We start from the raw sequence: 25,057 nt of genomic DNA on the forward strand, positions 1-25,057 counted from the left end.
AATAATGAACAGGCTACGGGTTGTCGTCGATGCACTCATCCGTCAGGGACGCAATAACCTGGCGGTCCACCTCGTCGCAGAAGACGGTCAGCCGCTGCCGGAGTGGCAGCCAGGCGCACATATCGATCTGCACCTGGATAACGGCATTACCCGTCAGTATTCGCTGACCGGCCCAGGGTGCGGCGAGCGAGGCTATGTGATCTGCGTGGCCCGCGAAAGCCACTCCCGTGGGGGATCCCGCTATATTCACGACAGTCTGCGGCCCGGACAGGTGGTCACCGTCTCCCCGCCGAGAAACGTCTTCCCCCTGGCAGCGGGCGGTGAGGCTATCCTTGTCGCGGCGGGAATAGGTATCACGCCGCTTTTCGCCATGGTCGAAGCGCTTGAGGCTTCTGCCACGCCATTTGTGCTGCATTACTACGTGCGTGAGAAGCACAACGCGGCCTTCGTGCGCGAGCTAAGCCGCACGTTCCGCCATGGCCGCTGCCATATCTGGTACAGCAGCGAGGGGCATAGCCCACGCGGGCATCTGCCGCCGGAGCTGTTATCGGCTGACGGGGATCGGCATCTCTACCTCTGCGGGCCGGAAGGGTTTATGGATCATATGCGCCGTATTGCGGCTGAACAGGGCTGGCCGGAGTCGCGTATGCATTCGGAGGCCTTTCTTCCCCCCTCTCTGCCCGCCGCGGAACGCCCTGACGATGCCTTTACCGTCACGCTCGCCAGCACCGGCCAGTGCTGGCCGGTTTCCGCCGACAAGAGCATCGCCTGCGTGCTACAGGAAAATGGCGTTAACGTGCCGCTCTCCTGCGAAATGGGGATGTGCGGCGCCTGTCTGACCGGCGTCATTGCCGGCGCTGTCGATCACCGTGATACGGTGCAGTCGACAGAGGAAAAGGCCGCGCCGGTTCAGCAAATTGCCCTCTGCTGCTCGCGCAGCCATTCGCCGAACCTTATTCTGGACCTGTAGAATCATGGGGTATCACAGGCCGTTGAGGAAATCCTTTATTGACTCGCGGAGTTCAAGAATGCGCGGTTCGCAGCGGCGAAAGTAGGTCCATTTGCCTACTTTTATCGCCTCCAGCAGCCCGGCCTCCTGCAATACCTTGAGGCAAAGCGAGGTGGCGGGCTGAGAAAGTCCCGCCTTGTCCTGGATAAGACTGGCACACACACCGTACCGATCGTAGTCGTAAAGCTGGCTGTAACCGGCAAAGGCTTCCGCCGGGTTTTGCAGCCATTTCAGTACTGCCATACGCGTTGGGTTAGCCAACAGTTTCATGGCATTTTCAGGTGACATGCAGCCTCACATCGTCAGGAAGGATAAACCGGGTAGTCAGTATATCCTTTACGCGTACCGCCATACAGGGATGCGGCATCAACCGGGTTCAACGGGTGGGCCTGTTTAAACCGCGCCGGGAGATCCGGGTTGGCGATAAAGGTTCGACCGAAACCAAACAGATCGCCCCAGCCGTTCTCCAGCACGCGTTCCGCCTTCTGCTGGGTGTAGCGTCCTGAATACATAATCGGCCCCTGAAAAGCGTCGCGTAGCGCAACGCGGAAGCTCTCCGGCAGCTCCGGGCTGTTGTCCCAGTCGGCTTCGGCAATCGAGAGATAGCCCGTTTCAAGCTGGCTGAGCATCCGGGCGGCGCTGATATAAGTGCTGTGCGGATCGCTCTCCACCAGGCCCAGATACACCCGCTCTTCATCGGTACTGGTAAACAGCGGCGCAAAGCGTACGCCGACGCGCTGGCTGCCGAACACGTCGCTGACCGCAATAATTACCTCTTTTAGAAAGCGCAGGCGGTTTTCCAGTGAGCCGCCGTATTCATCCGTACGGAAATTACTGTGTTCGGAGATGAACTGATTAATCAGGTAACCATTTGCCGAGTGCAGCTCCACGCCGTCAAAGCCCGCTTCCTTCGCGTTTTCAGCGGCCTTGCGGTAGAGCTGGACGATCTCTTTTATCTCGGCGGTGGACAGCTCGCGCGGCGTGGAAGGTGCGGTCAGCATCCCTTCGCCCGGCCCGGTTTCGATAAAGACGCGCACGCCGGTCGCAGCAACGGCAGAGGGTGCTACCGGGGACTGCTGATCGGGCTGTAGCTGATTATGGGAGACCCGGCCTACGTGCCAGAGCTGGCAAAAAATCACGCCGCCTTCCTGATGCACCGCCTCTGTCACCTTTTTCCAGCCGTTAATTTGCGCTGCGCTGTGAATACCTGGGGTCCAGGCATAGCCCTGCCCGCGCGGCTCGATCTGCGTCCCTTCGGTGATCATAAACCCGGCGCTGGCCCGCTGGCGATAGTAGTCCACCATCATCGCTCCGGGGATATTGCCCGGCTGCTCGCTGCGACAGCGGGTTAACGGTGGCAGTGCTATGCGGTTGCGTAAGGTGAATCCACCAAGCTGTAGGGGGCTGAAGAGTGTGGTCTGGGTCATAACGTTAAGCGTTCCATTGGGGAAGAATGCGGCCATTATATTTATAAATTTAAATATGTAAATGCATTAAATATCCTGGATGCCCTAAATGCCCTGGACAGCTAAAAGATCGGAATCCGTTAAAAAGCGTTAAGTATCCCGTCCTTCGGCCGATAACCCTTCCGTCATACAGCCGGAGGGGGAAATTATCTCCTCCCTGCCTGATAACTCACTGACTCTGTAGTATTTCGGGGCGTGCATGCCCCGTTTTTTACAAGGATTTTTTAGATGAAAAACCAAAAAAAACTGGTGGTGGCTCTGGTCGCTTCCTGTCTCGTGCTCTCCGGCTGTAGCGCCATGGGTACCGCCATCAAAAAGCGTAACCTTGAGGTAAAGACGCAGATGAGCCAAACCGTCTGGCTTGAGCCCTCTTCGGATAAAACCGTTTACATTCAGGTGCGTAACACCTCTGACAAGGATATGAGCGACCTGCAAACGCTGCTGGCGCAGGATCTGCGTAACAAAGGCTACACCGTGACTTCCTCACCCGATGCGGCTTACTACTGGATTCAGGCAAACGTCCTGAAGGCCGATAAAATGGACCTGCGTGAAGCACAGGGCCTGCTGGGTAAAGGCTATGAGGGCGCGGCGACCGGCGCGGCACTCGGCGCGGGAATTACCGCTTATAACAGTAACTCCAGCGGCGCGGCGCTGGGTGTGGGTCTGGCGGTGGGTCTGGTTGGCCTTGCTGCGGACGCGCTGGTTGAAGACGTCAACTACACCATGGTCACCGATTTGCAGATTAGCGAACGCAGCAAGGCCGCGGTCACGACGGATAACCTCGGGGTGCTGCGTCAGGGCAATGCGGGCGTGAAGATCCAGACCAGCAGCGAAGAAGGTAACCGGATGAAGTATCAGACCCGCGTGGTCTCTAATGCCAACAAGGTTAACCTGAAGTTTGAGGAAGCAAAGCCGGTGCTGGAAGCGCAGTTGGCTAAATCTGTTGCCGGAATTATGTAACGGATCCGGGCGGGGGAAGCCTCGCCCATTACGGTTTCATCATAACGCCTGCGCGCACGCCCAGGCCGACGCCCACGCCCACTGGAAGTTATAGCCTCCCAGCCAGCCCGTCACGTCCACCACTTCACCAATAAAGTACAGGCCCGACACCGTCTTTGCCTCCATCGTCTTTGACGAAAGCTGGCGGGTATCGACGCCGCCCAGAGTGACCTCGGCGGTGCGGTAGCCTTCAGTGCCGTTAGGCTGGATACGCCATTGATGCAGAGAAGCTACCAAATCGGCCTGCTGACGGCTGTTAAGCTGTTTCAGCGTGCATTCCGGTACGCTACCCAGCAGTTGCAGGCATTCGACCAGGCGACGCGGCAGCACTTTTGCCAGGCTGTTTTTCAGGCTCAGGTTAGGGTGCGCCTCACGTTCCTGGCTGATAAAATCATCAAGTGAGCGCTCGGGCGAGAGGTCGATCGTCACAAACTCCCCCGGCTGCCAGTAGCTGGAAAGCTGGAGCACGGCGGGGCCGGACAGGCCGCGATGGGTGAACAGCAGCGCTTCTTTGAACAGGGTGCCGTCTTCGGCGGTTATTGCGGACGGCACCGCCACGCCGGAGAGCGTTTGCAACTGCTCGAGCAGGGGTTTGTGCAGCGTGAAGGGCACCAGTCCGGCCCGGGTAGGGAAGACGCTCAGACCAAACTGCTCGGCGACTTTATAGCCAAACGGTGACGCCCCCAGCCCCGGCATCGACAGGCCGCCGGAGGCAATCACCAGTTTTTCCGCCCGCACCGGGCTGCCGTTTACCTGCAGGGTATACCCCTCTTCATCACGCGTGACGCTCTCCACGTCGCTGCGCAGCCGCAGGGTGACGCTACCCGCGTCGCACTCTTTCAGCAGCAGATCGACAATCTGCTGTGCAGAATCGTCGCAAAATAGCTGGCCCAGGGTTTTCTCATGCCAGGCAATGCCGTAGCGGTTGACCAGGTCAATGAAGTCCCACTGGGTATAACGCGCGAGCGCCGATTTAGAGAAATGAGGGTTATGAGAGAGATAGGCCGACGCATCGGTATAGAGATTGGTGAAATTGCAGCGACCGCCGCCGGACATCAGGATTTTACGGCCCGCCTTTTTGCCGTTATCCAGCAGCAGCACCCGCCTGCCGCGCTGTCCGGCCTGCGCGGCACAGAACAATCCGGCTGCACCCGCGCCGATGATAATAACGTCAAATTTTTCCACAATTTCGCCCTGCCCCTACAAAAACGCTGATTGTAGAGAGTTGCCCGAACCGATACCAGCGTAACAGGACACCGTACGGAAACATTTTGTAACTGAGTGAAATTTCAACACATTTGCCCCCTTATTCCGCCTTTCTGACGCGATGACCTCAAAAAAAGTCTATATTTCTCTTTCCCCTGGCGCGGTTTCTCGCTGATAATGCGCCGCGTTCATGTCCTCCAAAAATGGCGTAACGCTTATGCTACATCTGTTTGCTGGTCTTGATTACCAAACCGGCCTGTTACTGGTGCTTGCCCTGCTCTTTGTTCTGTTTTACGAGGCTATTAACGGCTTCCACGACACGGCAAACGCGGTGGCAACTGTGATTTACACCCGCGCTATGCGATCGCAACTGGCGGTGGCAATGGCCGGGATATTTAACTTCTTTGGCGTACTGCTGGGCGGGCTAAGCGTTGCTTATGCTATCGTTCATTTACTCCCGACCGACCTGCTGTTGAACGTTGGATCGGCGCACGGGCTGGCGATGGTGTTTTCCATGCTGCTGGCGGCGATTATCTGGAATCTGGGCACCTGGTATTTCGGGCTTCCGGCCTCCAGCTCCCACACCCTGATCGGGGCCATTATCGGTATTGGTCTGACCAACGCCATGATGACCGGCACGTCGGTTGTCGACGCGCTGAATATCCCGAAAATGATCAACATCTTCCTGTCCCTGGTTATCTCCCCCATCGTTGGCCTCGTGCTGGCGGGCGGCCTGGTGTTTATCCTGCGTCGCTACTGGAGCGGAAGCAAAAAGCGTCGTCGTATTCATATGACGCCCGCGGAACGTGAAAAGCTCGACGGCAAGAAAAAGCCGCCGTTCTGGACCCGTATCGCGCTGATTGTGTCAGCCATCGGCGTGAGCTACTCGCACGGCGCTAATGACGGTCAGAAAGGCATTGGCCTGATTATGCTGGTGTTGATCGGCGTGGCACCCGCAGGCTTTGTGGTCAACATGAATGCCTCCGGCTACGACATCACCCGCACCCGCGACGCGGTAAACCATCTGGAACAGTATTATCAGCAGCATGCTGATTCACTGAGCCATATTGTGCAACTGACGCCGCCTGCCGTACCGACGCCGGAAGAAAACGCGGGAGGGCCAAAGGAGTTCCACTGTGATGCCGCCCGTGCGATGCCGGCGATTAAACACGCGCAGGGCCTGCTCAACAATCTGCAAAGCTACGATACGCTGAACGTCGACCAGCGCGCGCAGCTGCGTCGCCTGCTGATGTGTATCTCTGATACCGCCGATAAAGCCGCAGGCCTGTCAGAAACGCAGCCGGACGATCGGCGCTTCCTGAATAAGCTGAAGGGTGACCTGCTCAATACCGTTGAGTATGCGCCGGTGTGGATTATCTTTGCCGTCGCGCTGGCTCTGTCGCTGGGTACCATGGTGGGCTGGCGACGCGTTGCGACCACCATCGGTGAGAAGATCGGTAAGAAAGGCATGACCTACGCGCAGGGGATGTCCGCGCAGATGACGGCAGCCGTCTCTATCGGCGTGGCGAGCTATACCGGCATGCCGGTATCAACCACCCACGTGCTCTCCTCCTCCGTTGCCGGTACCATGCTGGTTGACGGCGGCGGCGTACAGGGGCGTACGATTAAAAATATCCTGCTGGCGTGGGTCTTTACCCTGCCCGTCTCGATATTGTTGTCAGGTGGCCTGTACTGGATAGCGCTTAAGCTCCTGCCGTAACGAACGCACAGCGAGACAAAAAGGGTGGAAGCCAGGCTTCCACCCTTTTTTTATTAGTGCCAAATCAGCAGCCCGACAAGGCTAATCACCACCATCCCACAGAGTGAAGAGGTCAGAATAAAGTGGCTGCGTACGCGCTCGCAGCGCCGGATAAACTCATCGTCATGATGGTCACGATAGCGCTGCGACCAGATGTAGCGTACCAGACGAACCTGCTTACTGGGTTGCCCGTGCGAGGTAAAAAACCCCGCGCCATCCACATACTGATAGAGTAAGGGATCGCATCCGCGAAGGACCACCAGCAGCGCGCGTAACGAAGAGAAGTAGCGTGCCATATTCACAACACAAACTACACACAGAGCCCAAAAAAGCGCGATGGTGCTGATCATGATCCCCTCCCGACAATTCATCAACGTGAATGTGACGCAGGATAAAGCCGGCCCGGCTCCCACGATGAATCGCCAAATACAGAATTGAAAACCACGGAATTTTTTTGTCACAGCAACCTGCCCGCCATTAGCGCATGGCGTACTGTCATTAACAGTGTAGGAGATCTGATTAAAATAGTTCCAGCGTTGTTTACGGCTTCGGTTGAAAAAGGGGCGTTTTCACTTTGATCCCGCTCGCAAAGGACGCGCCGTAACACAGATTCTGTTAACAATTCAGTCTATACTGCATAGCGAAAATAAAATCAGGAGGCAGGATCAAAGCCTGAAGGCCTCTGTGAAATCCCGCATCGTATTAAACCTGAGCAATGGATTTCACCGTATGATGCATCAAAGACGAATTTGCTGGCGATTACGCAGCCGCAACGAAAGGAAGGAGTATCGTTATGTCTTATAAACACATTCTGATCGCAGTAGACCTTTCACCGGAAAGTAAACTGCTGGTAGCAAAAGCGGTTTCAATGGCCCGCCCTTACAACGCCAAAGTTTCCCTGATCCACGTCGACGTTAATTATTCCGATCTCTATACCGGGCTGATCGACGTTAACCTCGGCGATATGCAAAAACGCATCTCGGAAGAGACACATTCCGCACTCACCGAACTCTCCACCAGCGCCGGCTACCCGGTTTCTGAAACGCTGAGCGGCAGTGGTGATTTGGGCCAGGTGCTGGTCGATGCTATCCGGCAGTATGATGTTGACCTGGTTGTTTGTGGTCACCATCAGGACTTCTGGAGCAAGCTGATGTCGTCAGCACGTCAGCTGATTAACACCATTCACATCGATATGCTGATTGTTCCACTGCATGATGACAACGAAGAGTAAGCCACAGCCCGGCCAGAATGACCGGGCGTGAAGGTTTGTGCTTAGCCGCGACTCTGCCGCACGGGAAAGAAGCCGTGCGACAGGGTTGTTATACCTCGCTGGCTAACGGAGGATAGATATCAAAGCGGTGGCTTTTCGTCACTACTGCCGACTGCGTGACCACGCCAGCAAGCGGAGGCGCATAGTCGGGCCGCTTAACCACCACCCGCTTTTTTGCCAGCCTGCGCGCCGGTTCCAACAGCCCATCCGCATCATCATCCGCCCCGACCAGCGACTGAAACACCCGCATCTCTTTCTTTACCAGCGCGCTTTTCTGTCGGTGGGGGTACATGGGATCCAGATAAACCACATCCGGCCTGATGCTGATATCCGCCAGCGCCTGTAAACCAGATGCATGCAGCAGCGTCAGCCGCTCACGCAGCCAGGGGCCGATTTCAGGGCTGAGATAGCCTCGCTGCAGGCCATCATCCAGCAGGGCTGCCACCACCGGATGCCGCTCAAGCATCTGTACCCGGCAGCCCAGCGAGGCCAGTACAAACGCATCCCTTCCCAGCCCGGCCGTGGCGTCGATAACCACCGGCAGATAACTGCCCTTAACGCCAACCGCTTTAGCGACGGCTTCACCACGACCGCCACCGAAACGACGCCGGTGAGCCATCGCGCCCTCAACGAAATCCACAAAGATCCCGCCCAGCTTTGGCTCATCACGCTTGCGCAGCTCCAGGTGGCTGGCGGTCATCACCAGCGCCATCGGCGCCCGCTCATCGTGCTGCAGCTGCCAGCGTTCGGCTAAAACAGATAAGGCGCCGTCTCCGGCGCCCGCTTCATCAATTAAACAGATGTTCACTTACGCTTCCTGAATACCGTAATGTTCCAGCATGGCATCCAGCTGCGGCTCACGGCCACGGAAACGTTTGAACAGATCCATCGGCTCTTCCGACCCGCCGCGCGTCAGAATATTGTCCAGGAATGACTGACCGGTTTCACGGTTGAAGATACCCTCCTCTTTGAAGCGAGACCAGGCATCTGCCGCCAGCACGTCGGCCCACAGATAGCTGTAATAACCCGCCGCGTAGCCACCGGCAAAAATATGGCTGAACGCGTGTGGGAAACGGCCCCAGGATGGGCTCGGCACCACAGCCACCAGCGCTTTAATCTCTTTCAGCATATCCAGGATGCGCGCACCCTGAGCCGGGTCGAACTCCGCATGCAGGCGGAAATCAAACAGGCCAAATTCCAGCTGACGCAGGATAAACAGCGCCGCCTGATAGTTTTTCGCGGCCAGCATTTTTTCCAGCAGCGCCTGCGGCAGCGGTTCGCCGGTTTCATAGTGGCCGGAGATAAACGCCAGCGCTTCCGGCTCCCAGCACCAGTTTTCCATAAACTGGCTTGGCAGCTCGACCGCATCCCACGGCACACCGCTGATACCGGATACGCCAGGGGCTTCAATGCGGGTCAGCATATGATGCAGACCGTGGCCAAACTCATGGAACAGGGTGGTCACTTCATCATGGGTAAACAGCGCAGGCTTGCCGCTCACCGGACGGTTAAAGTTACAGGTGAGGTAAGCAACAGGTTTCTGTAGCGTGCCGTCGGCCAGGCGCATCTGGCCCACACAGTCGTCCATCCAGGCACCGCCGCGCTTGTTCTCACGCGCATAGAGGTCAAGATAGAAGCTGCCGCGCAGTTCGCCACTTTCGTCGAACAGATCAAAGAAACGCACGTCGGGATGGTAAACGTCCACGTCCTTACGCTCTTTCGCCGTGATGCCATAAATGCGCTTCACTACTTCAAACAGGCCGTTTACCGCCCGCTCCTCCGGGAAGTAAGGGCGCAGCTGCTCATCGCTGATGGCGTAAAGATGCTGCTTCTGCTTTTCGCCGTACCAGGTCAGATCCCAGGGATTCAGCTCATCAACGCCATACTCTTTCTTCGCAAAGGCGCGCAGCTGCTCAAGCTCTTTTTCTGCCTGGGGACGGGCGCGCTTCGCCAGATCGGTCAGGAAATCCGTCACCTGAGCCGGGTTTTCGGCCATTTTGGTCGCCAGGGATTTATCCGCATAGGAGGAGAAGCCCAGCAGCCCGGCCAGCTCATGGCGCAGCGCAAGCTCCTCGGCCATCACATCGCTGTTATCCCATTTGCCCGCATTCGGCCCCTGATCGGAGGCGCGAGTGGAGTAGGCGCGGTACATCTCTTCACGCAGGGCCGCGTTATCGCAGTAGGTCATAACCGGCAGATAGCTTGGGATATCAAGCGTCAGCAGCCAGCCCTCCTGCTCTTTGGCCTCAGCCTGCGCTTTCGCGGCGGCCAGGGCGCTTTCCGGCATGCCCGCCAGCTCTGACTCATCGGTAATAAGCTTGCTCCAGCCCATTGTGGCATCCAGCACGTTATTGCTGTAGGTGGAACCCAGCTCGGAGAGGCGGGCGGCAATTTCGCCGTAGCGCTTCTGTTTGTCTTTCGACAGGCCAATACCGGACAGCTCAAAATCGCGCAACGCATTATCAACCGCTTTCTTCTGCGCCAGATCCAGCCCGTCATAGCTCTGCTCTTTCAGATTACGATAAGCCTGATACAGACCTTCATGCTGCCCCACCCAGGTGCTGTATTCGGACAGCAGCGGCAGCGTCTGCTCATAGGCCTCACGCAGCTCGGGACTGTTTTTTACCGAATTCAGATGGCTGACCGGGGAAAAGAGACGACCCAAACGATCGTCGGCCTCTGCCAGCGGCTGAACCAGGTTATCCCAGGTCCAGGGGGCGCCCTGAGCCACGGCTTTCTCGACTTCCGCGCGACAGTCTTCCAGCGCCTTAGTGACGGCGGGAACTACATGTTCGGGTTTGATGGCTGAGAACGGAGGGAGCGTGAAAGATGTGAGTAGCGGATTGGTCATAGCGCAGTCCTTGTAATCATAGTCGTGTATGTGGCGCGGTTTAAGCGCGCGATTACGTTAACATGAGGCTAAGTGTAGCGAAATTCAATGGCGTGACGTGGCGCAGAGGGAGGAAACAGAAGGATTTGCCTGCTACCCGGCCTGGGAGCATACTTTCTGCGGCTTTGTTTGTGACATCGTTTTTGGTCTGTATTCAACGTAAACAGGGAGCGTATGTATGTGGTATTTGCTTGCCACCTCGTTATTATTTTTGCCTTTTTATCTACGCGCCTCGCTTGCGCTGCTGGGGGTGACGCTCATTGTCGCCGTGTGGGATAGCACGCTTCAGCCAACGGGCATTATCGCACTATTGCTAATGACCGTGGTCGCGATTTATCGCGCCCGACAACGGGAGCAAACGGCCCTGTCGCTGGGTGGTGAGGTAATTCTGGTGGCCAGCGCGTTCGCGCTGATGCTGCATCTGATCCCCGGCTTTGATAATCAGCTTATTGCTTCACGGGTTCAGGCCGGTCCGGAAAGCGCCCCCTTTTCCTTCTATTACAACCTGGATAAAGCGCTGATCCCGTTTGTGCTACTGGCCTGCCTGCCGACGCTATTAAAACGCCCCGCCGCCCCGCCGAAAAACAGACTGTGGTGGCTGGTGCTGCTGATGTCGATGCCTGTACTGCTGCTGGTTGCCACGCTGGCCGGTGGCCTGAAGGTTGAGCTGCACCACCCCGTCTGGCTGGGGCAGTTTATGCTGGCTAACCTGTTTTTTGTTTCACTGGCAGAAGAAGCTCTGTTTCGCGGATACCTACAGCAGCGGCTAAGCCAGCTGCTGGGTAACGGCTGGGGGCTGGTGATTGCCGCGCTGCTTTTCGGTTTGGCGCATCTCTCCGGCGGCCTGCTGCTGGTGTTTTTTGCCACCCTTGCTGGCGCCATCTACGGCCTGGCCTGGCTCTGGAGCGGGCGTATCTGGGTGTCGACGCTGGTGCATTTCGCATTCAATATGCTGCATCTGCTCTTTTTCACCTATCCGGTCCTGCACCGCCTGCCGGGTTAACGTAAAACCGGAACGGGGTCATTCCCGTTCCGGCTGCTGATTCAGAATTCGCGTCTGACGATGATATAGCCGTTGAATCTGAGGCTACATTCGTAGTCATTGATTAACAGTGAGGCGATAAATACATTATGCTTATCGCGCTTATTGACATAATCATAATTAACAATCAGATTTTTTGGATTATCACCTTTATAGATACCAATATACTCATTGATTTTTTCATCAGGTAAGCCTAATTCTTTCAGGTCCTGTTGAGCAAAAAAGCGAGCCATTTCCCCCGTAACATTATATTCCCCCAACAGAGTGAGCCTTGTCTTGTGCAGCATCAGATCGCTTTCCCTGATATTGAAGTCTTCAACCATTGCATCAGTCATGCTAACGCCAACACTTCTGCTGATATCAAGACAGGATTCAGGAGTGACTTTTGCCACAGAGTAAAAGCTGATAAAGAGCATTGAGGTGAGAAACAGTAGATTTCGGTTCATAAAATAATCAGCTCCGTGTCGCCACTGTCCGCAATAAATGCTCTGAATGCAGGCTCTAACACTATACATCCATTGGATGCAGTACCTTTTCCATTATCACCGTGGATAAGAAAACCGTCCCGGCCACACATACTGTTCCCCGCGAGGGGCGTCAGCCGGAGAACATAGCGCCCCGCTTTCGGATGGAGAGCTATGGGCCGTCCTATGCGGTATTTCCCCCGCGGCAGAGGCCCTTTATCTTTTAAACACTCAAAATCGGGATTATCTTTGTATCCCTCAGCGCCTGCGTATCTTGCACTAAACTGATATTTCCCGTTCCACGTAAAGGATCTTTTCCTTACATCATAAACCCAGCTCATAAAAATCCCTTTTAACAGAATAAATCTGTAACTTCCTATAATCACACTCCGCCTTCTTTACCACCAATGATACGAACTAACAGTACGGGCGTTAAAATTCACGCTTGACGATGATATAGCCGTTAAATCGAATTGAACATTCATAATCGTTTATGACGTATGACGTGAGGAAAACATTATTCTCACCCCGTTTATTGTAATAAGTGAATTTAACAATAATATTTCTTGGGTGATACTCCGTATAGATTGATCTGATTTCGTTTAAGCTCGTGAAGTGGATTGCTTCTTCAGCCCGATCTCTTTTTGCATAAAAATCGGCTAAAGGATAATTTACAGGGACGTCCTCCACGATTTCCATCTTCGTTTCACCCACGATAAATTGCTTTTCCGACAAACTGAAATCTTCAATCATTGCGTCGGTCATGCCAGAACCCATACTTCCGTGGATACCCATACAGGCATCTGCCTGAAGAACTGCATGAGCTGAGGAGCAACAGACACATACCGCAATCAGGAAACCTGACCTCATAAAACCACCAATTCGTTATCGCCACTATTGACAATATCTCGCCTGAACTTATTGGCTAAAACGATACATCCCTCTGACGCTGTTCCACGTCCATTGTCACCATGAATAAGAAAGCCTGTTCTTCCACACATATTGTTACTGGGGTAAGGTGTGAGCCTTAAGACATAGCGCCCCGCTTTCGGATGGAGAGCTATGGGCCGTCCTATGCGGTATTTCCCGCGCGGCAAAGGCCCTTTGTCTTTCAAACACTCAAAATCGGGATTATCTTTGTATCCCTCAGCGCCTGCGTATCTTGCACTAAATTGATATTCCCCGTTCCACGTAAAGGATCTTTTCCTTACATCATAGACCCAGCTCATAAATATTCCTTTTTATGCCATGGGCGCGATAACGCCCATAAACTATGTCCGTTCTTTCCAGGAGTCAGAATGCTGGATATTTCCGTCGCAATATTTCCAGGTTATTTTCTCGTAATGTAGCGTAACGGATTCTAGATGATTCATATTCTCGATAGATTTAATGTTGTGCATCAGAGGATTAACCGAAACCACTTTTACCTCTTCCAGGAGCATATTGAAGTACTCCTCCTCCTGCCCGGCATAGTTAATGCGATACCATTTTATTTCCGCGCTTTTCAGCGTCTGACCCGAGGTGACGGCCTTATATAGGTAGGGGCTGGATGAATCAAACTCCTTTTCAAATTCCAGCGCGCTGTGGATCCGCGTTCCGGTCAGTTTTCCCGTATGGGCATCGGTGGGAATACGTACGCCGTGCATAAAGCTGAGCACTTCGATACTCCCCTCCCGGTGCTGAACGTCTACGGAGCCTCCGATCGCTGCGCCGCCATCATCCTTAAGCCACAGATAAGCGGGAATGGCCATGTGCAAACTCCTTTTTGGCTTTGAGATCGAAAAACCACTTTAGAGCATCAAGGCTTATCCCGTTTGATTAAAATCAACAATGCCCCGACCTGTCTAAAAACGGTAACTTTATGATTAATAAGAAGCGATCCAGCTCACACCCCGAGGGAATGCGCCCGCCTTAGAGCCCTGCTGCGTTGTCCGGGGCTTACACCGGCGTGGCCGTCGGAAAAAGTCATGAGCACGTGTACTGATGCGCCGACTTTGTTTTGCGGCTTTTCGCGCATTCGCTTTTAACCCTGATATAATCGCCCGCCTTACCAGGTTCTCATGCTTTTCCTGCATCCGTTGCCGTGCGTCGTTCTGTGGGTAATTCGTGAGGTAATAATTGTTATAGATTGATTTACCATCAATTAAAACCTTATAAATTCAACAGGATAAATAAAGATGCTCAGTTACCGACACAGTTTCCACGCAGGCAACCACGCCGACGTGCTTAAGCATACCGTTTTGAGCCTGATTATTGAGGCGCTGAACGAGAAGGATAAACCTTACCTCTATCTGGACACCCATGCGGGCGCAGGCCGCTATCTGCTGAGCGGCGAACATGCCGAACGCACGGGCGAATATATGGAAGGCATCGCACGCATCTGGCAGCGGGATGATTTACCGGAAGAGATGGCGAGCTATATGTCCTGCATTAAGGCGCTCAACCCTAACGATAAGCTGCGCTTCTACCCAGGCTCGCCGCTTATTGCGCGTCACCTGCTTCGCCCTTATGACAAGCTCAGCCTGACCGAACTGCACTCCAGCGACTACCCGATGCTGCGCAGCGAGTTTGCGAAAGATGACCGTGCGCGCACCGAACGCAGCGATGGTTATCAGCAGCTGAAGTCTAAGCTGCCGCCCCTGTCGCGCCGGGGCCTGGTGTTGATTGACCCGCCTTACGAAATCAAGTCTGACTATCAGGCGGTGGTGAAAGGCATTCAGGAAGGCTACAAGCGTTTTGGTACCGGCGTTTACGCGCTGTGGTATCCGGTCGTGCTGCGCCAGCAGATCAAACGCATGTTTGCCGAGCTGGAAGCCTCCGGTATTCGCCGTATCCTGCAGATCGAGCTGGCCGTGCGCCCTGACAGTGACCGTTTTGGCATGACCGGCTCCGGCATGGTGGTGATTAACCCGCCGTGGAAGCTGGAACAGCAGATGAACAACGTGCTGCCCTGGCTGCACCAGCATCTGGTGCCAGCCGGTACCGGCCATACCAAAATCAGCTGGATTGTGCCGGAATAACGCCCTGACGGGGCATCAGTGCCCCGCTCTACGTCTCTATCCTGAACAGGGAGAAATCATGCGCCATCTCGGTATTGGGGAAGATGGCGCGGCACTCCTCCAGCAGGCGGCTGGCATCCTCGCGCAGGTAGCGAGAGCTTAAGTGCGTGACAATCAGCTTTTTCGCCCCGGCATCTCTGGCTACCGTTGCAGCCTGCACGGTGGATGAGTGCCCCCGGCCATTAGCCTTCTCTTCCAGCGCCGCTTCAAGCGTGGCCTCATGCACCATCACGTCCGCCCCGGCGGCCAGTGCCTGCGCGGCAGGGGTTGGGCTGGTATCGCCAAAAATCGCCAGCGTCAGTCCCGGCAGCGAGGGCCCCAGGTAATCCCTGCCGTTAACCACCCGCCCCTCCTCCAGCGTCACCGTTTTGCCCTGCTTAAGCTGCTGGAAAAGGCTGCCGGGCTTAATGCCGTCGGCCAGCAGACGCGCCGCGTCCAGCGCGCCGGGCTTATCATGCTCTTCAATTCGGTAGCCGTAGCACTCAACCGGATGGGTCAGCGGATACGCCACCACGCGAAACTGCTCATCGTTCAGCACCTCGCCTGCCTCAATTTCGACGATCTCCAGCGGAAAGGTCAGCCATGAACCACTCAGGCTCAGGCTGGTTTCTACAAACTGCCGAAGCCCTTTAGGGCCATACAGGGTCATCGCCCCGCTGATTCCGCTCATCGAGCGGCTGGTGAGCAATCCTGGCAGGCCGAAAACGTGGTCGCCGTGCAGATGAGTGATAAAGATCTTCTCGATTTTTCCAGGCTTCACGGGCGAACGCAGGATCTGATGCTGGGTGCCTTCGCCGCAGTCAAATAGCCAGCAGCCGCTGCGCGCGCCCTGAAGCAGCAGGGCGATACTGGTCACGTTTCTCTGGCGGCTGGGCGTGCCCCCGCCGGTGCCTAAAAATAGCAGTTCCATCAAATCTCTCTGTGCTGAGTAAAGGTAAAAACAGTGAGCGCCATCGCATTTAAACGGTGATTATGGCCGATTTTCGTGCCAATGCCCTATCACAATCATAGACGTAAACTTTGCGGCAATTACGTTTGTAGCGTTACAATCTGGCGCTATTACTTTCACTGACTTATGGGACACTCTCGATGACCAAACATTATGACTATCTAGCCATCGGTGGCGGCAGCGGCGGGATCGCCTCAATTAACCGCGCGGCCATGTACGGGCAGAAGTGCGCGTTAATCGAAGCCAAAGCGCTGGGCGGCACCTGCGTCAACGTTGGCTGTGTCCCGAAGAAAGTGATGTGGCATGCCGCGCAGATTGCTGAAGCCATTCACCTTTACGGTCCCGACTACGGTTTCGATACCACTGTTAACCATTTTGACTGGTCCGTGCTGGTAAAAAACCGCAGTGCCTATATTGATCGTATCCACACGTCGTATGACAACGTGCTGGGCAAAAACAACGTCGATGTGATTAAGGGCTTTGCCCGTTTCATCGACGCTCATACCGTTGAAGTGAATGGTGAAAGAATTACCGCAGACCATATCCTGATCGCCACCGGTGGTCGTCCGAGCCTGCCTTCCATTCCTGGCGCAGAGTATGGTATTGATTCCGACGGTTTCTTTGAGCTGGATGCGCTGCCGAAGCGTACGGCCGTTGTCGGGGCAGGCTATATCGCCGTGGAAATTGCAGGCGTGGTTAATGCGCTTGGTTCAGAAACGCACCTGTTTGTCCGTAAGCATGCGCCGCTGCGCACCTTCGATCCGCTGATTGTCGATACCCTGGTTGAGGTGATGAACGCCGAAGGCCCGGCGCTGCACACGGATTCCACGCCGAAAGCGATCGTTAAAAACGCTGACGGTAGCCTGACGCTCCAGCTTGAAAACGGTAAAGAGCAAACTGTTGACTGCCTGGTGTGGGCGATTGGTCGCGAGCCGGCTACCGATAATCTGAACCTGAACGTTACCGGCGTTGAGCTGAACGAGAAAGGCTATATCAACGTTGATAAATATCAGAATACCAACGTCCCTGGCATTTACGCGGTGGGTGACAACACCGGCGCAGTAGAGCTGACGCCGGTCGCCGTCGCGGCAGGCCGTCGCCTTTCCGAGCGCCTGTTCAACAACAAGCCGGAAGAGCATCTGGATTACAGCAACGTGCCTACCGTGGTATTCAGCCATCCGCCGATCGGCACCGTTGGCCTGAGCGAGCCACAGGCGCGTGAGAAATACGGCGACGACGAAGTGAAGGTCTACAAATCGTCCTTTACCGCCATGTACACCGCCGTGACCCAGCACCGTCAGCCGTGCCGCATGAAGCTGGTCTGCGTTGGCAGGGAAGAGAAAATCGTCGGTATTCACGGTATCGGCTACGGTATGGACGAGATGCTACAGGGCTTTGCGGTCGCACTGAAAATGGGTGCCACTAAGCAGGACTTCGATAACACCGTAGCGATCCACCCGACCGGCGCTGAAGAGTTTGTCACCATGCGCTAACGGCGCGGTGAACACCCCCCTAAAGCCAGCGTTTGCTGGCTTTTTTTTGTCTGTTATTCCCCCTCCCGGTCTCCCCTCTCAATGCAAAAAACAGCCCCGTCGGCGGCGGCTTCACCTAACGCGTCAGAGTTCGCGGGTTAAGTCATCTCTGCCACGCGTTAGCTTCCTGTGAGCCTATTCAACGCCTGTGCCTGACGACTGGCACCGTTCCCTCCGTCAGGCATCAACCCGGTGACCTGACTCAAAATCCATAATTCCTCCACGATTGGGTAAAAAACAGACTCTTTTTCATCTGACTTCCCTGCTTTCCCTTCTCCATCAAGCCGCTGCGACAGGACAGAACTTTACATTCTGCTTTCTCTGACCGGAAATTTTACCCACTCCAGCAAAAGCTGCCCGAACGTCCTTTTTAACGCTGTTTATTTTCTGCCCCAGCCGCGTATGATGCCCCTGCTGGAAATGCGAATGAGTTACATTTACTTCGCTGCTATTGGTGTTCACTTTCAGGAGAGAAAGGGTCATGAAATTACCTCAGTCGTTTGTTTCGTCACTGGTTTTTGTTGGACTGTTAATCGGTGGTGGTTTTGGTTCTGTTGCTACCGCCCAGCAATCCGAGACGTTGAGCATTGAACATGCTCAGGGAACCACGGTGGTGCCGCTTAATCCCAAAAAGGTCATTATCCTCAACCCGTCTACGCTCGATATCGCCGATGCGCTGGATATTCCCGTCGCAGGCGTACCCAAAACCAATTCCCATCTGCCGGAATTTCTCAAAAAGTATCAGGGCGCAGCCTGGCTGAATGCCGGTACGCTGTTTGAGCCGGATTATGAAGCTTTAAGTCATGCCAGCCCCGATATTATCTTTGCCGGGGGTCGCGCACGCGATGCCCGGGATAAACTCAGCGAAATAGCGCCGGTCGTGTCGCTGGAGATCGATCCCGCCCACTTTATCGCCAGCCTTTCACAACGCACCCACCAGCTGGCCTCGATATTTGGTAAGCAGGCACAGGCGGAAACGCTGCTGGCGGCCTTTACTGCCAAAGCGGAGGCGATTAAAGTCAAATCAGCCAGCGCGGGCAGCGCTATGGTGATTATGGTTAACGGCGGAAAAATGTCCGCCTATACGCCCGGCTCGCGCTTCGGCTTTATTTACGATGCGCTGGGCTTTGCCCCTGCGGTTAACCTCCAGAAAACAGGTACACACGGCAGCATCGTGTCGTCTGAATTTATTTTGCATGCCAATCCTGACTGGCTGTTTGTGCTGGACCGCGACAGCGCAACGGGCAGCAAGACGGGCGCGGCGGCGCAACAGGTGCTGGATAATCCGCTGATCCGCAAAACCTCAGCGTGGCAGAAGGGGCATGTCGTTTATCTCGACTCCGCGTCGCTGTATATCGCAGGAGGCCTGCAAAGCTATAGCAGGCTTATGGACAGTATCAATAGCGCACTAAGCCCTTAACCCCTAACCTATGACGCGTAATATTTTTGTCGGGCTGGCCGTCATGCTTGCCCTGATGGCAGGTAGCCTGTGCGTTGGCCCGGGAGACGTTACCCTTAGCGGCCTGTGGACCAATGCGGAGATGCGGGAAATTGCCCTTATCAGCCGGGTTCCGCGCACGCTGGCGCTGGTGCTGGCGGGCTGTGCGATGAGCGTGGCAGGGCTGATTATGCAGATGCTGACGCAGAATCGCTTTGTCGAGCCTACCCTCGCTGGCACCACGCAGTCGGCCAGCCTTGGCCTGCTGCTGGTGACCCTGATCAGCCCGTCAGCCCCGGTCATCACCAAAATGGCGGTCTCCACACTGTTTGCCCTGGCAGGCACCCTGCTTTTTATGCTGCTTATCCAGCGGATGCGCATCCGATCCGCCCTGCTGGTTCCGCTGTCCGGCATGATGCTGGGTGCCGTGTTTAGCGCGATAACCACCTTCCTGGCGATGCAGTTCGATCTGCTCCAGTCGCTGGGCGGCTGGGCCTCGGGTGATTTTTCCGGCGTAATGCAGGGCCGCTATGAGCTGCTGTGGAGCGTGGGAGGGCTGACGCTGCTGGCGATGCTGATTGCAGACCGTTTCACCCTCGCCGGCATGGGGCGGGATTTCTCCGTCAACAGCGGCCTGAATTACCCCCGGGTGATGCTGACCGGCATGACAATTATTGCGCTGGTCTGCGGCGTGGTGGTGGTGGTCATTGGCGTACTGCCCTTCGTGGGGCTGATCGTCCCGAATATCGTCAGCATGGCAATGGGCGATAATCTTCGCCGCAGCCTGCCGTGGGTGGCGATGTGCGGCGGTGGACTGGTGGTTCTGTGCGATATCGCAGGTCGGCTGATCGGCTACCCCTTTGAAGTCCCCGCCAGCGCAATGCTTGGCGTAGTGGGAGCGGTCGTTTTTCTCACCCTGCTGCTGAGGAAAAAACGCCATGTCCGTTAATACGCGCCCCACCCGCCCCGCTCTGCCACCGGCCAGCGGGCGTTTCGCCACTCCGGTAAGACGCCTGCTGCTGCTGACCGTGCTGGCGCTGGGGGTGATGATTATCTATATGACCCTCAACCTGAGCGGCAACCTGCGCTATATCCTGCTGCATCGTGGGCAGGTTCTGGCGACCCTGCTGCTGGTCGCCTTTGCCTCGGGCGTCGCCACGCTGCTGTTTCAGACGGTCACCCATAACCGCATTCTTACGCCGTCCATTATGGGTATGGAGTCGCTGTTTATCCTGATACAGACGCTGGCCGTCTTTTTTATTGACGCTGACGCCCTGCGCTCGCTGGGCACTGTCGGGAAATTTGTCTGCGAGTCGCTGCTGCTGGTGATTTTCTCGATGCTGCTTTATCGCTGGCTGTTTGCCAGCGTCGGGGTGGATCTGCACCGGGTCCTGCTGGCCGGGCTGGTATTTGGCACGCTGTTTAACAGCCTTTCCGGCCTGATGCAGCGCCTGCTCTCACCCGGTGAGTTTGCCATCCTCCAGGGGAGGATGTTTGCCACCTTTACCCGCGCCGCCCCCGAGGTACTGGCGCTGGCCGCTGCGGTTATTTTGGTGATCACGCTGATTATCTGGCGAATGCGGCACCAGCTTGACGTACTGGCGCTGGGGCGCGACGCCGCCATCAGCCTTGGCGTCTGCTGGCGGCAGAAAACCCTGGTGCTGCTGATACTGATCGCCGTACTGGTGGCGATATCCACCGCGCTGGTTGGGCCGTTGACGTTTTTTGGACTGCTGGTGGCCAATCTGACCTGGCAGCTTGCTGGCTCACACCGGCATCAGCATCTGCTGCCGGTAGTGGTACTGACGGGGATCGTGACGCTGGTCGGGGGGCAGCTAATTCTGGAGCGCCTGCTGCATATGTCCGGCACCCTGTCGGTGGTGATTGAATTCACCGGCGGTGGACTGTTTCTTTACCTGCTGATTAAAAAGGTGCCGTTATGATTGAAATTCGCGATGTGACAAAAACATATCAGCAGACGCGAGTGCTAAAGCAGATCAGCGAAACGCTGCCCGAAGGCGGGATCACCGCGATCATTGGCGCTAACGGCGCGGGAAAATCCACGCTGCTGTCGGTTATCAGCCGCCTGCTCACGCCCGATGCCGGCAGCGTTAGCATTGACGGTCAGGTGGTGGGTAAAAAATCCAGCAGCGAACTGGCGAAGGTGCTGTCGATCCTGCGCCAGGAAAATCACCCGATGGGCCGTCTGACGGTCAGCGACCTGGTCGGCTTTGGCCGCTATCCGCATTCACGCGGGCGCCTGACGGCAGAGGATCGTCAGCATATCGAGCGTGCACTGGCCTTTCTGAATCTGCATCCTCTGCGCGATCGCTACCTTGATGAGCTCTCTGGTGGCCAGCGGCAGCGCGCCTTTGTGGCCATGGTTCTCTGTCAGGATACGAAATACGTGCTGCTTGATGAGCCGTTAAACAACCTGGATATTCGGCACAGCGTGGCGATGATGAACGAACTGCGTCGCGCGGCGGATGAATTACAAAAAACAGTCCTGCTGGTTATTCATGATATTAATTTTGCCTCCGCCTATGCAGACCACATTATTGCCATGAAGGAGGGCGAAATTATCCGGCGCGGCAGCCCGCAGCAGATGATGACGGCGGAAAATCTTGAGGCCATATTCGACACGCCGGTAACCGTTGAACGGCTCAACGGGCACTATGTCGCCCTTTATTACCGCAGCATGGATCCGGCACGGCCAGACGTTGCCTGACCAGGTTCGACAGACTACTGATAAATAACCCGGATGGGGAAGGTAGATAAATCCGTCTTCAGCGGTATTAACGCCGCGAGGCCAGCCAGACCGCGTAAGCTTCATCCCAGATAGCGGCAGGTGAACCCGCCCTGCCCAAACCAAACCCGTGGCCGCCCCGGGTAATATTAATCTGCTCGACGGAGACGCCCATCCGTCGGCAGGTATCGTGCATGATCACCGTGTTGTGCGGGTTGGAGATCGGATCGTCCTCTGCCTGGGCCAAAAAGGTCGGGGGATAGCGATGGGTCACATAGTTTTCTACCGACCAGTTGGCCTCTTCATTTCTCGACGCGTTTTTTCCCACCAGCTGAAGATGCGTATTGGTGTGGGTGTAGGGTGGCTCAAGGGTGATAACGGGATAAATTAACCCCACGCTGTCCACCACCGGTACGACGCTGTCAAGGGGGTCCTGAGGCGGGTAGGAGGCAAAGTCGGGGCGCGCGGCGGCCAGACCCAGCAGATGACCACCGGCCGAGAAGCCCAGCAGATGCACCTTCTTTTCCATTGAGCGCACCAGCCGGATTGCCCGCTGCGCGTCCTGCAAGGGCGCATAGCTCCCGGCCCGCCATTTTTCACCCGGCAGGCGATAGCTCAGTACATAGGCGGTATAGCCGCGGGCATTTAGCCAGCGCGCCACCGGCCAGGCTTCACCGCCCATGCCTATCCAGCGATAGCCGCCACCTGCGGCAATTAGCACCGCCGATCCGTTTGGCTCTGCGGGCTGGAAGCGCTGAATGGCCGGGCTGACGATATTTGACCAGGAGCCGTTAACCGAAACGTGCAGGTTGCCGCTGGGGCCGCCACCGCCAGGGGGATCGTCGGGCCAGAGAGGAATAATATCCTCCCGCGCGAAGATTTTACCGGTGGTCATCGCAAGCAATACGGCGCCGGAGGCCTGGATCAACCGACGACGACTAATCATCTGACATTCCCGTCATTCTCAGTAACAAAGAGGATTCAAGCGCAATTACCGCTATTTATGCGATTTCCCCCCGGGGATCAAGCAATATCCATCATCAGGGGGAAAAAACAGCACGGCCCGCAGGTCACCGGGCAGAGAGGATCAGTGAGTGGAGCTCTTTTCCCGGCGCGACATGCCGTCGAGATAGCCCATCACAAAAGCGGAAAGGACGAAGGTCAGGTGAATCAGCACGTACCACATGAGCTTGTTATCAGGGATATTTTTCGCATCCATAAACACCCTCAGCAGGTGAATGGATGAGATCGCGACAATGGATGCCGCCACTTTATTTTTCAGCGAGCCGGAGTCCATCTTACCCAGCCAGCTCAGCTTCTCTTTGTGTTCGGCGATATCTAATCTGGAAACAAAGTTTTCGTAGCCGGACAGCATCACCATCACCAGCAGGCCGCCCACCAGCGTCAGGTCAATCATCGACAGCAGTACCAGCACCAGATCGTTTTCGGCCATCGCCAGCACGTTGGGGAGCAGGTGAAAAACCTCCTGGAAGAACTTAATGGCCAGCGCCAGCAGTCCCAGTGAGAGGCCTAAATAAATGGGCGCCAGCAGCCAGCGCGAAGCATAAATAAGGTTTTCAGTGAAACGTTCCATAGCATTCCGTAAGCGTAGTAGATCGGCCAACAGTATACGTTATCTTTTCCCGTTATGGTTCACCGCGCGCGAAGGTCGGACTCAGTGAAATTCGCGGTACTGATTGCGATAGTCTCTGGGGGTCACGTTAAAGTGCTTTTTGAACACGCGCTGAAAGCACTGCTGGGAGGAAAAGCCCAGATCCATGGAAATGGTCATAATGGTTTTATGCGAACTGACCAGGCTTTTTGCCGCCTGATCCAACCTGCGGCAGCGGATAAACGAGCCCAGGGTCATGCCTTTTTTCTCTTTAAACGCGCGCTGCAAATGCCATTTTGAGTAACCTGAACGGGCCGCGACGGCTTCGATATTGAGCCCGTCATCGAGGTGATCTTCGATCCAGTCAATAATTACGTCTACAATTTCGCCTTTCACTTGCTCTCTCCTTCGGCGGCCATCCTGCATATGACGCCGCCGTTCCCGCAGGGGGAATAACGATGATAATTATAGTTTATTGATTTATAAGAGATATCATTTGATATGCCTGAAAGATCGGCGGCAAATCGAAATGTAATGGCGTGGATGGTATAAAGAAGCTTAAAATAGTTCAAATAGATAATATAAATGTCCATTTATAGATAATCTCTATACAGGTTAATCATGTTCGATCTCAATTTGGTGCGCGTCTTTACGGCTATCTATGAAACCCGCAGCGTGAGCGGGGCGGCAAACCGACTGTATATTACTCAACCCTCGGCCAGTTACGCGCTGGCAAAGCTGCGGGATGAGACCAATGATGAGCTGTTTAAGCGCAGCCGCAGCGGCATGGAGCCGACGCCCACGGCAGTTCAGCTGTATAAGGTGTTCAAGAGATCCCTGACCGGCATTGATAAAGCCGTGGCGGAAACGCGTACCTTTTCTCCGGAAACCTCGCGGCATAAATTTCGCCTGGCGCTGTCGGACTTAGGGGAACTGCTGCTGCTGCCGAAGCTGGTAGCCTGGCTGCGGCAGGCGGCTCCGAATATCCAGCTGGAGGTGTTACCGGTGGATATGGAGCGTCTGGATGAGTGGCTGCTGACCGGCCGTATTGATGCCGCGCTGTGCAGCCGCAATGAATCCGTCTCTTCTGCCCAGCGCGAACTGATGCTCTACGAGCGCTACGTCTGCCTGCTGAATATCCATCATCCCAGCATTGGCGAGACGCTGTCGCTGGAGGAGTACCTGGACGCACAGCACGTGATTGTGTCAGCGACCAGCGGGCATCATATTGTCGAGGACCGGCTAAAAGAGTTTGGCTTCGAGCGTGAGATTGCGGTGGAAGTGCCGCATTTTGCGGCCCTTGGCGAACTTATCGCCTCCAGCGAGCTGCTGGTTACCCTGCCCTCCAGCGCCGCTAAAATTTATGCCCGTCGGGGCAATGGACGCATTCTTGAACTGCCCTTTCAGGTGCCTAATCAGGAGGTTTTCCTTTATGGTCATACCGAAATTGGCGATATCACCGCCAAAACCTGGTTTTATGATGTGTTAAGGATTACCGGGCCTGGGATGATTGAACCCTGACGGAGGCGTAAGCCTGATAAGGCGGCCGTATGATTTGTGCAAAAAGGCGTCTTAACCTAGACTCATTGCGGTTTTCATACCGAATCTACCCCGGC

At 55.5% G+C, this 25,057-nt stretch carries 27 protein-coding genes; 12 read left to right on the top strand and 15 right to left on the bottom strand.

What is annotated here, in order from left to right:
• Window position 1 precedes the first annotated feature (1 nt).
• Window positions 2–970, top strand: a complete 969-nt coding sequence (locus A1830_RS00380; protein WP_067700085.1) for a PDR/VanB family oxidoreductase — start codon at window positions 2–4, stop codon at window positions 968–970.
• Window positions 971–982: 12 nt separating this feature from the next.
• On the opposite strand, the gene A1830_RS00385 is transcribed toward A1830_RS00380, so the two are convergent.
• A complete protein-coding gene (locus tag A1830_RS00385; protein ID WP_067700088.1) occupies window positions 983–1,297 on the bottom strand; it encodes an ArsR/SmtB family transcription factor in 315 nt (104 codons plus the stop codon).
• Window positions 1,298–1,311: 14 nt separating this feature from the next.
• Window positions 1,312–2,436 carry an alkene reductase gene (locus A1830_RS00390; RefSeq protein WP_067700091.1) on the bottom strand — a complete coding sequence of 375 codons (1,125 nt, stop codon included), beginning with the start codon at window positions 2,434–2,436 and terminating at the stop codon, window positions 1,312–1,314.
• A gap of 267 nt (window positions 2,437–2,703) precedes the next feature.
• On the opposite strand from A1830_RS00390, the gene traT reads away from it, so the two are divergent.
• Window positions 2,704–3,435: a complement resistance protein TraT gene (gene traT / locus A1830_RS00395; RefSeq protein WP_067700094.1), complete on the top strand. Its 732-nt coding sequence runs from the start codon at window positions 2,704–2,706 to the stop codon at window positions 3,433–3,435.
• A gap of 39 nt (window positions 3,436–3,474) precedes the next feature.
• Here traT and A1830_RS00400 read toward each other — a convergent pair whose 3' ends face one another.
• A complete protein-coding gene (locus A1830_RS00400) occupies window positions 3,475–4,659 on the bottom strand; it encodes a BaiN/RdsA family NAD(P)/FAD-dependent oxidoreductase (protein WP_067700097.1) in 1,185 nt (394 codons plus the stop codon).
• A 238-nt stretch (window positions 4,660–4,897) separates the two neighbouring features.
• Here A1830_RS00400 and pitA point away from each other — a divergent pair, with 238 nt between their 5' ends.
• Window positions 4,898–6,400, top strand: coding sequence for an inorganic phosphate transporter PitA (gene pitA / locus A1830_RS00405; RefSeq protein ID WP_156484912.1), 1,503 nt, complete (start codon window positions 4,898–4,900; stop codon window positions 6,398–6,400).
• 53 nt (window positions 6,401–6,453) lie between these two features.
• On the opposite strand, the gene uspB is transcribed toward pitA, so the two are convergent.
• A complete protein-coding gene (uspB, locus tag A1830_RS00410) occupies window positions 6,454–6,789 on the bottom strand; it encodes a universal stress protein UspB (protein WP_067700103.1) in 336 nt (111 codons plus the stop codon).
• Between the two features lie 443 nt (window positions 6,790–7,232).
• Between uspB and uspA the strand changes: the two genes are divergently transcribed.
• Window positions 7,233–7,670 carry a universal stress protein UspA gene (gene uspA / locus A1830_RS00415; RefSeq protein WP_067700106.1) on the top strand — a complete coding sequence of 146 codons (438 nt, stop codon included), beginning with the start codon at window positions 7,233–7,235 and terminating at the stop codon, window positions 7,668–7,670.
• A gap of 88 nt (window positions 7,671–7,758) precedes the next feature.
• Here the strand turns inward: uspA and rsmJ are convergent, their stop codons facing one another.
• Both rsmJ and prlC read right to left on the bottom strand, forming a co-directional pair.
• On the bottom strand, window positions 7,759–8,517 hold the full coding sequence (gene rsmJ / locus A1830_RS00420; RefSeq protein ID WP_067700108.1) for a 16S rRNA (guanine(1516)-N(2))-methyltransferase RsmJ: 759 nt from the start codon (window positions 8,515–8,517) through the stop codon (window positions 7,759–7,761).
• The gene (gene prlC, locus A1830_RS00425) at window positions 8,518–10,560 is read right to left on the bottom strand and encodes an oligopeptidase A (protein ID WP_067700111.1); all 2,043 of its coding nucleotides are present in this window, start codon (window positions 10,558–10,560) and stop codon (window positions 8,518–8,520) included. It lies immediately after the preceding gene.
• A gap of 217 nt (window positions 10,561–10,777) precedes the next feature.
• Here prlC and A1830_RS00430 point away from each other — a divergent pair, with 217 nt between their 5' ends.
• Window positions 10,778–11,602: a CPBP family intramembrane glutamic endopeptidase gene (locus A1830_RS00430; protein WP_067700114.1), complete on the top strand. Its 825-nt coding sequence runs from the start codon at window positions 10,778–10,780 to the stop codon at window positions 11,600–11,602.
• 41 nt (window positions 11,603–11,643) lie between these two features.
• Here the strand turns inward: A1830_RS00430 and A1830_RS00435 are convergent, their stop codons facing one another.
• The 5 genes from A1830_RS00435 to A1830_RS00455 form a co-directional block, all read right to left on the bottom strand.
• Entirely contained in the window at window positions 11,644–12,033 is a 390-nt protein-coding gene (locus A1830_RS00435; RefSeq protein WP_231877540.1) for a hypothetical protein, read from the bottom strand.
• Between the two features lie 50 nt (window positions 12,034–12,083).
• Complete coding sequence (locus tag A1830_RS00440; RefSeq protein WP_067700120.1) at window positions 12,084–12,446, bottom strand: tlde1 domain-containing protein; 363 nt, start codon at window positions 12,444–12,446, stop codon at window positions 12,084–12,086.
• 91 nt (window positions 12,447–12,537) lie between these two features.
• Window positions 12,538–12,900 carry a hypothetical protein gene (locus A1830_RS00445; RefSeq protein WP_067700123.1) on the bottom strand — a complete coding sequence of 121 codons (363 nt, stop codon included), beginning with the start codon at window positions 12,898–12,900 and terminating at the stop codon, window positions 12,538–12,540.
• A gap of 71 nt (window positions 12,901–12,971) precedes the next feature.
• On the bottom strand, window positions 12,972–13,334 hold the full coding sequence (locus A1830_RS00450) for a tlde1 domain-containing protein (RefSeq protein ID WP_067700126.1): 363 nt from the start codon (window positions 13,332–13,334) through the stop codon (window positions 12,972–12,974).
• Window positions 13,335–13,376: 42 nt separating this feature from the next.
• A complete protein-coding gene (locus A1830_RS00455; RefSeq protein WP_067700129.1) occupies window positions 13,377–13,856 on the bottom strand; it encodes an Hcp family type VI secretion system effector in 480 nt (159 codons plus the stop codon).
• A gap of 426 nt (window positions 13,857–14,282) precedes the next feature.
• On the opposite strand from A1830_RS00455, the gene A1830_RS00460 reads away from it, so the two are divergent.
• Window positions 14,283–15,125 (top strand): 23S rRNA (adenine(2030)-N(6))-methyltransferase RlmJ, encoded by an 843-nt coding sequence (locus A1830_RS00460; protein WP_067700132.1) that lies wholly within the window; start codon window positions 14,283–14,285, stop codon window positions 15,123–15,125.
• A gap of 28 nt (window positions 15,126–15,153) precedes the next feature.
• Here A1830_RS00460 and rnz read toward each other — a convergent pair whose 3' ends face one another.
• The gene (rnz, locus tag A1830_RS00465) at window positions 15,154–16,074 is read right to left on the bottom strand and encodes a ribonuclease Z (protein WP_067700135.1); all 921 of its coding nucleotides are present in this window, start codon (window positions 16,072–16,074) and stop codon (window positions 15,154–15,156) included.
• Window positions 16,075–16,253: 179 nt separating this feature from the next.
• On the opposite strand from rnz, the gene gorA reads away from it, so the two are divergent.
• From gorA to A1830_RS00495, 5 genes are all read left to right on the top strand, one after another.
• Entirely contained in the window at window positions 16,254–17,606 is a 1,353-nt protein-coding gene (gorA, locus tag A1830_RS00470; RefSeq protein ID WP_067700138.1) for a glutathione-disulfide reductase, read from the top strand.
• A 520-nt stretch (window positions 17,607–18,126) separates the two neighbouring features.
• A complete protein-coding gene (locus A1830_RS00480; RefSeq protein WP_067700144.1) occupies window positions 18,127–19,065 on the top strand; it encodes a siderophore ABC transporter substrate-binding protein in 939 nt (312 codons plus the stop codon).
• A gap of 10 nt (window positions 19,066–19,075) precedes the next feature.
• Entirely contained in the window at window positions 19,076–20,032 is a 957-nt protein-coding gene (locus A1830_RS00485) for an ABC transporter permease (protein WP_067700147.1), read from the top strand.
• 97 nt (window positions 20,033–20,129) lie between these two features.
• A complete protein-coding gene (locus A1830_RS00490) occupies window positions 20,130–21,026 on the top strand; it encodes an iron chelate uptake ABC transporter family permease subunit (protein ID WP_156484913.1) in 897 nt (298 codons plus the stop codon).
• Window positions 21,023–21,811 (top strand): iron ABC transporter ATP-binding protein, encoded by a 789-nt coding sequence (locus A1830_RS00495; protein ID WP_067700152.1) that lies wholly within the window; start codon window positions 21,023–21,025, stop codon window positions 21,809–21,811. The genes A1830_RS00490 and A1830_RS00495 overlap by 4 nt, the downstream gene beginning before the upstream one ends.
• Window positions 21,812–21,878: 67 nt before the next feature.
• Here the strand turns inward: A1830_RS00495 and A1830_RS00500 are convergent, their stop codons facing one another.
• From A1830_RS00500 to A1830_RS00510, 3 genes are all read right to left on the bottom strand, one after another.
• Window positions 21,879–22,775, bottom strand: a complete 897-nt coding sequence (locus A1830_RS00500; protein WP_067700155.1) for an alpha/beta hydrolase — start codon at window positions 22,773–22,775, stop codon at window positions 21,879–21,881.
• Window positions 22,776–22,916: 141 nt separating this feature from the next.
• Window positions 22,917–23,423 (bottom strand): TIGR00645 family protein, encoded by a 507-nt coding sequence (locus A1830_RS00505; RefSeq protein ID WP_067700158.1) that lies wholly within the window; start codon window positions 23,421–23,423, stop codon window positions 22,917–22,919.
• Window positions 23,424–23,504: 81 nt separating this feature from the next.
• A complete protein-coding gene (locus A1830_RS00510; RefSeq protein WP_082804042.1) occupies window positions 23,505–23,837 on the bottom strand; it encodes a helix-turn-helix domain-containing protein in 333 nt (110 codons plus the stop codon).
• A gap of 225 nt (window positions 23,838–24,062) precedes the next feature.
• Here A1830_RS00510 and A1830_RS00515 point away from each other — a divergent pair, with 225 nt between their 5' ends.
• Window positions 24,063–24,962 carry a LysR family transcriptional regulator gene (locus tag A1830_RS00515; protein WP_073980911.1) on the top strand — a complete coding sequence of 300 codons (900 nt, stop codon included), beginning with the start codon at window positions 24,063–24,065 and terminating at the stop codon, window positions 24,960–24,962.
• Window positions 24,963–25,057 lie beyond the last annotated feature (95 nt).

Source organism: Erwinia sp. ErVv1, from assembly GCF_900068895.1.
Lineage (GTDB): Bacteria > Pseudomonadota > Gammaproteobacteria > Enterobacterales > Enterobacteriaceae > Erwinia.

Excerpts from the sequence above, each read along its gene's own strand:
- A1830_RS00385 (WP_067700088.1), bottom strand. The coding sequence starts at position 1,297 with ATGTCACCTGAAAATGCCATGAAACTGTTGGCTAACCCAACGCGTATG.
- A1830_RS00390 (WP_067700091.1), bottom strand. The coding sequence starts at position 2,436 with ATGACCCAGACCACACTCTTCAGCCCCCTACAGCTTGGTGGATTCACC.
- traT (WP_067700094.1), top strand. The coding sequence starts at position 2,704 with ATGAAAAACCAAAAAAAACTGGTGGTGGCTCTGGTCGCTTCCTGTCTC.
- pitA (WP_156484912.1), top strand. The coding sequence starts at position 4,898 with ATGCTACATCTGTTTGCTGGTCTTGATTACCAAACCGGCCTGTTACTG.
- uspB (WP_067700103.1), bottom strand. The coding sequence starts at position 6,789 with ATGATCAGCACCATCGCGCTTTTTTGGGCTCTGTGTGTAGTTTGTGTT.
- uspA (WP_067700106.1), top strand. The coding sequence starts at position 7,233 with ATGTCTTATAAACACATTCTGATCGCAGTAGACCTTTCACCGGAAAGT.
- prlC (WP_067700111.1), bottom strand. The coding sequence starts at position 10,560 with ATGACCAATCCGCTACTCACATCTTTCACGCTCCCTCCGTTCTCAGCC.
- A1830_RS00430 (WP_067700114.1), top strand. The coding sequence starts at position 10,778 with ATGTGGTATTTGCTTGCCACCTCGTTATTATTTTTGCCTTTTTATCTA.
- A1830_RS00440 (WP_067700120.1), bottom strand. The coding sequence starts at position 12,446 with ATGAGCTGGGTTTATGATGTAAGGAAAAGATCCTTTACGTGGAACGGG.
- A1830_RS00445 (WP_067700123.1), bottom strand. The coding sequence starts at position 12,900 with ATGGGTATCCACGGAAGTATGGGTTCTGGCATGACCGACGCAATGATT.
- A1830_RS00450 (WP_067700126.1), bottom strand. The coding sequence starts at position 13,334 with ATGAGCTGGGTCTATGATGTAAGGAAAAGATCCTTTACGTGGAACGGG.
- A1830_RS00455 (WP_067700129.1), bottom strand. The coding sequence starts at position 13,856 with ATGGCCATTCCCGCTTATCTGTGGCTTAAGGATGATGGCGGCGCAGCG.
- A1830_RS00460 (WP_067700132.1), top strand. The coding sequence starts at position 14,283 with ATGCTCAGTTACCGACACAGTTTCCACGCAGGCAACCACGCCGACGTG.
- rnz (WP_067700135.1), bottom strand. The coding sequence starts at position 16,074 with ATGGAACTGCTATTTTTAGGCACCGGCGGGGGCACGCCCAGCCGCCAG.
- gorA (WP_067700138.1), top strand. The coding sequence starts at position 16,254 with ATGACCAAACATTATGACTATCTAGCCATCGGTGGCGGCAGCGGCGGG.
- A1830_RS00480 (WP_067700144.1), top strand. The coding sequence starts at position 18,127 with ATGAAATTACCTCAGTCGTTTGTTTCGTCACTGGTTTTTGTTGGACTG.
- A1830_RS00485 (WP_067700147.1), top strand. The coding sequence starts at position 19,076 with ATGACGCGTAATATTTTTGTCGGGCTGGCCGTCATGCTTGCCCTGATG.
- A1830_RS00490 (WP_156484913.1), top strand. The coding sequence starts at position 20,130 with ATGATTATCTATATGACCCTCAACCTGAGCGGCAACCTGCGCTATATC.
- A1830_RS00495 (WP_067700152.1), top strand. The coding sequence starts at position 21,023 with ATGATTGAAATTCGCGATGTGACAAAAACATATCAGCAGACGCGAGTG.
- A1830_RS00500 (WP_067700155.1), bottom strand. The coding sequence starts at position 22,775 with ATGATTAGTCGTCGTCGGTTGATCCAGGCCTCCGGCGCCGTATTGCTT.
- A1830_RS00505 (WP_067700158.1), bottom strand. The coding sequence starts at position 23,423 with ATGGAACGTTTCACTGAAAACCTTATTTATGCTTCGCGCTGGCTGCTG.
- A1830_RS00515 (WP_073980911.1), top strand. The coding sequence starts at position 24,063 with ATGTTCGATCTCAATTTGGTGCGCGTCTTTACGGCTATCTATGAAACC.